This window comes from Burkholderia sp. Ac-20384 (assembly GCF_017104605.1).
Lineage (GTDB): Bacteria > Pseudomonadota > Gammaproteobacteria > Burkholderiales > Burkholderiaceae > Burkholderia > Burkholderia lata.
Genome location: NZ_JAAGPE010000466.1, coordinates 1 through 4,758, shown reverse-complemented (window position 1 = coordinate 4,758; position 4,758 = coordinate 1). Strand labels below are relative to the sequence as shown.

Below are 4,758 nucleotides of genomic sequence, written 5' to 3'. Positions count from 1 at the left end.
ATCGTGCCGGGGTGCGGCGCGTCAGGCGCCTGCGCGCCGGGCGGCAGGGGCGGCGAGGCCGCGCAGCCGGCTACCAGCACGCAGGCGAGCGACAGCAGCGCAACGAGCGGATGACGGAGCATGGTGCGGTTCGACCGAAATCGGGAATCGGCAATGGCGAAGGGTAGCGCGCTTTGCACGTCCGCGTAATGCCGGCCGGTTAATCGAATGCGGCACAGGTTCATCGATTATCGATCGCACCCGATTTCATTCGGATGTAATCAAATGCTGGATTATCCGGGACTGTCGTTTCTGTCAGGTCTTCAAGATTATTAAAATGACGCGGCATGCAAGCTGATGGTGTCGCATTCCGTTGTTGCAGCCGTTGCTGTGCCACTCCCGCGTCGTGCCTGGGGGAGATGCGGCCGGGTGTGCGCACTGCCCGGCATGTGAAAAGAGATGGAGCCCGTCGAAATTCAAACATATAATGCCGGCGTTGTTTCCGGGGTCGTCTATATAAAACAGGAGGGTAATAAAATGAATTTTTCAGAAGCCGTTCGTTCCGCACTCAATAAATACGCGACATTCGAAGGCCGTGCGCGCCGTGCCGAATACTGGTATTTCGCGCTGCTGACCTGTGTGCTGTCGATCGCCGCGCAGATCATCGGCGCGGCCGGCCGCGACGGCGGCCTGATCACGCTGCTGCTGCTCGGCGTGCTCGCCCTGGTTTCGCTGGCGCTGATCATTCCGGGCATCGCGGTCAGCGTCCGCCGCCTGCACGATACGGGCCGCTCGGGCTGGTTCCTGCTGCTCGCGCTGATTCCGATCGTCGGCGGCATCCTGCTGCTGGTATGGACGTGCACGCGCGGCACCGAAGGTCCGAACCGCTTCGGCGCGGACCCGATCGTGGCGGCCTGACCCGCGCCTGCCCCGACGCGCGCCGCCGCGTCGGGGCCCGATTTCGCATCCCACCCGCCACGCCGTTTCACCGCTTCACCGTTTCCTCGCCTTTTCCCCGCTTCACGTCGTCGCCGCTCCGTCCGGAGCCGACACCTCGCGACCGCACCCGCCGGCACGTTTTTCCACCGCGCCGCACACCGTTCCGTCCCCCGTCCAGCCCCGTTCGCGCCGGCTCGCCCGATTCCCCGAAATACCCCCCTTTCCCGGCTTTGCTCGACCGATCGGCGTTTGACGCCTCCATGAATAATCGGTGTCACTGGAAAGCGGCATTCCGCCGTACCCGACTGGAGGCCCCGTGGCAGACGAGAGCGATCTCGACAAGACCGAAGCCGCCACTCCCAGGCGCCGCGAGAAGGCGCGCGAGGAGGGGCAGGTCGCGCGTTCGCGCGAGCTGGCTTCGTTCGCGCTGCTCGCGGCCGGGTTCTACGGCGCGTGGCTGCTCGCGGGCCCGTTGGGCGGGCATCTGCAGGCGATGCTGCGCGGCGCGTTCACGTTCGATCGCGCGACCGCGTTCGACACGAACCGGATGCTGTCGGCGGCCGGCAGCGCGAGCCTCGAAGGCTTCGCCGCGCTGCTGCCGATCCTCGCACTCACCGGCGTCGCCGCGCTGCTCGCGCCGATGGCGCTCGGCGGCTGGCTGATCTCGTCGAAGACGTTCGAGCTGAAGTTCGACCGCCTGAACCCGATCTCGGGCCTCGGCCGGATCTTCTCGATCCAGGGGCCGATCCAGCTCGGGATGTCGCTCGCGAAGACGCTGGTCGTCGGCGGGATCGGCGGCGTCGCGATCTGGCGCAGCAAGGACGAGCTGCTCGGCCTCGCGACGCAGCCGCTCGGCGTGGCGCTGCCCGATGCGCTGCACCTGGTCGCCGTGTGCTGCGGTACGACGGTCGCCGGGATGCTGGTGGTCGCCGCACTCGATGTGCCTTACCAAATCTGGCAGTACAACAAGAAGTTGCGCATGACGAAGGAAGAAGTGAAGCGCGAGCATCGCGAGAACGAAGGCGATCCGCACGTGAAGGGCCGCATTCGCCAGCAGCAGCGCGCGATCGCGCGCCGCCGGATGATGGCGGCCGTGCCGAAGGCCGACGTGGTCGTCACGAACCCGACGCACTTCGCCGTCGCGCTGCAATACACGGACGGCGAGATGCGCGCGCCGAAGGTCGTCGCGAAGGGCGTGAACCTCGTCGCCGCGCGCATCCGCGAACTCGCGGCCGAACACAACGTGCCGCTGCTCGAAGCGCCGCCGCTCGCGCGTGCGCTGTATCACAACGTCGAACTCGAACGCGAGATTCCCGGCTCGCTGTACTCGGTCGTCGCCGAAGTGCTCGCGTGGGTCTACCAGCTCAAGCGCTTCCGTTCGGAAGGCGGCGCGTTCCCGGCGATGCCGGTCGATCTGGAAGTGCCGGCCGACCTTGACAAGGGCTCGTCGGTGTCCGCCGAAGACGAACGCGAAGAGCAGGACGACACGCTCGGTAAGGGGGGTGCGGCATGATTAGCCCCCACGCTCACGTTCGTTCGCTGCCCCCCGAGGGGGCGGCTGCCTCCCTTGGGGCGGCCCGGCGGGAGGCAGCATGAGCACCCCGACCGGCCTGTTCGCGAAGCGCCCGAACGTCCTCGCGGGTACCAACCTGCGCGCGCTCGCGGGCCCGATCCTCATCTGCATGATCCTGGGGATGATGATCCTGCCGCTGCCGCCGATGCTGCTGGATCTGCTGTTCACGTTCAACATCGCGCTGTCCGTGATGGTGCTGCTCGTCAGCATGTACACGATGAAGCCGCTCGACTTCGCGGCGTTCCCGAGCGTGCTGCTGTTCTCCACACTGTTGCGCCTGTCGCTGAACGTCGCGTCGACGCGCGTCGTGCTGCTCGAAGGCCACACGGGCCCGGACGCGGCCGGCCAGGTGATCGAGGCGTTCGGCCACTTCCTCGTCGGCGGCAACTTCGCGGTCGGTATCGTCGTGTTCGTGATCCTGATGATCATCAACTTCATGGTGATCACGAAGGGCGCGGGGCGGATCGCCGAAGTGTCCGCGCGCTTCACGCTCGACGCGATGCCCGGCAAGCAGATGGCGATCGACGCCGACCTGAACGCGGGCCTCATCAACGAAGAGCAGGCCCGCAAGCGCCGCCTGGCCGTGTCGCAGGAAGCCGAGTTCTACGGGTCGATGGACGGCGCGTCGAAGTTCGTGCGCGGCGACGCGATCGCCGGCCTGATCATCATGGCGATCAACGTGATCGGCGGGCTGATCGTCGGGATGGTCCAGCACGACATGAGTTTCGCCGCGGCCGGCACGAACTACACGCTGCTGACGATCGGCGACGGCCTCGTCGCGCAGATCCCGTCGCTCGTGATCTCGACCGCGGCCGGCGTGATCGTGTCGCGCGTCGCGACCGACGAGGACATCGGCACGCAGATCACCGGCCAGCTGTTCACGAACCCGCGCGTGCTGAACATCACGGGCGCGATCATCGTGCTGATGGGCCTGATCCCCGGCATGCCGCACTTCGCGTTCCTCGCACTCGGCGGCGGCGCGATCTGGCTGGCCCGCACGCAGACCAAGCGCGCGGCGGCCCGCAAGGCGGCCGGCGACCTGACCGACATCGCGCCGCCCGCGGTGCTGCCGTCGGACAGCCACGAGGCGACCTGGGACGACGTGCAGCTGATCGATCCGCTCGGCCTCGAAGTCGGCTACCGGCTGATCCCGCTCGTCGACAAGAACAGCGACGGCGAGCTGCTCAAGCGGATCAAGAGCATCCGCAAGAAATTCGCGCAGGAAATCGGCTTCCTGCCGCCGGTGATCCATATCCGCGACAACCTCGAGCTGCGGCCGAATGCTTACCGGATCGCGCTGAAGGGTGTCGAGATCGGCGTCGGCGAAGTGTTCCCGGGCCAGTGGCTCGCGATCAACCCCGGCCAGGTGACGGCCGCGCTGCCGGGCGCCGTCACGCAGGATCCCGCGTTCGGGCTGCCGGCCGTGTGGATCGACGTCGCGATGCGCGAACAGGCGCAGGTGTACGGCTACACGGTGGTCGACGCGAGCACGGTCGTCGCGACGCACCTGAACCATCTGGTCGTCCAGCACGCGGCCGAACTGCTCGGCCGCCAGGAAGTGCAGTCGCTCGTCGAGCGCACCGGCAAGGACGCGCCGTCGCTCGTCGAGGACCTCGTGCCGAAGACGATCTCGCTGACGACGCTGCAGAAGGTGCTGCAGAACCTGCTCGAGGAAGGCGTGCCGATCCGCGACATGCGCACGATCCTCGAAGCCGTGTCCGAACACGCGGGCCGCGGCGATGCGTTCGAGATCACGGCCGCAGTGCGGCTCTCGCTCGGCCGCGCGATCACGCAGCAGTGGTATCCGGGCGCCGGCGAAATGCAGGTGATGGGCCTCGACTCGAATCTGGAGCGCGTGCTGTCGCAGGCGCTCGCCACCGGCGCGAACCCGGGCCTCGAACCCGGCCTCGCGCACAACCTTCTGACCGGCACGCAACAGGCGATGCTGCGTCAACAGAATCTCGGGCTGCCGCCCGTGCTGCTGGTGCAGCACGCGCTGCGCGCGATGCTCGCGCGTTTCCTGCGCCGCAGCCTGCCGCAATTGAAAGTGCTGTCGTATGCCGAAGTGCCGGACACACGCACGATCAAAGTCGTTAACGTCATCGGGGGTTCCGCTTGAACATTCGCAAATTCACCGGCGCAACGAGCCGCGACGCACTTCGTCTCGTGCGCGAGGCACTCGGCGCCGACGCGGTCGTGCTGTCGAACCGCACGCTCGATGACGGCAGCGTGGAAATCGTCGCACTGGCAGATTCGGACCTGGCCGG

3 protein-coding genes are annotated in these 4,758 nt (G+C 67.1%); all 3 read left to right on the top strand.

Translation table 11 applies throughout. The annotated features are described in order from the left end of the window. Positions 1-516 precede the first annotated feature (516 nt). The 3 genes from G3O00_RS39840 (at position 517) to flhA (ending at position 4,610) form a co-directional block, all read left to right on the top strand. Complete coding sequence (locus G3O00_RS39840) at positions 517-897, top strand: DUF805 domain-containing protein (protein WP_174935898.1); 381 nt, start codon at positions 517-519, stop codon at positions 895-897. A gap of 337 nt (positions 898-1,234) precedes the next feature. Next, positions 1,235-2,431: a flagellar biosynthesis protein FlhB gene (gene flhB, locus G3O00_RS39835; RefSeq protein ID WP_206146271.1), complete on the top strand. Its 1,197-nt coding sequence runs from the start codon at positions 1,235-1,237 to the stop codon at positions 2,429-2,431. Positions 2,432-2,510: 79 nt separating this feature from the next. Beyond that, positions 2,511-4,610, top strand: coding sequence for a flagellar biosynthesis protein FlhA (flhA, locus tag G3O00_RS39830; RefSeq protein WP_011350608.1), 2,100 nt, complete (start codon positions 2,511-2,513; stop codon positions 4,608-4,610). The last annotated feature ends 148 nt before the right edge of the window (positions 4,611-4,758 follow it).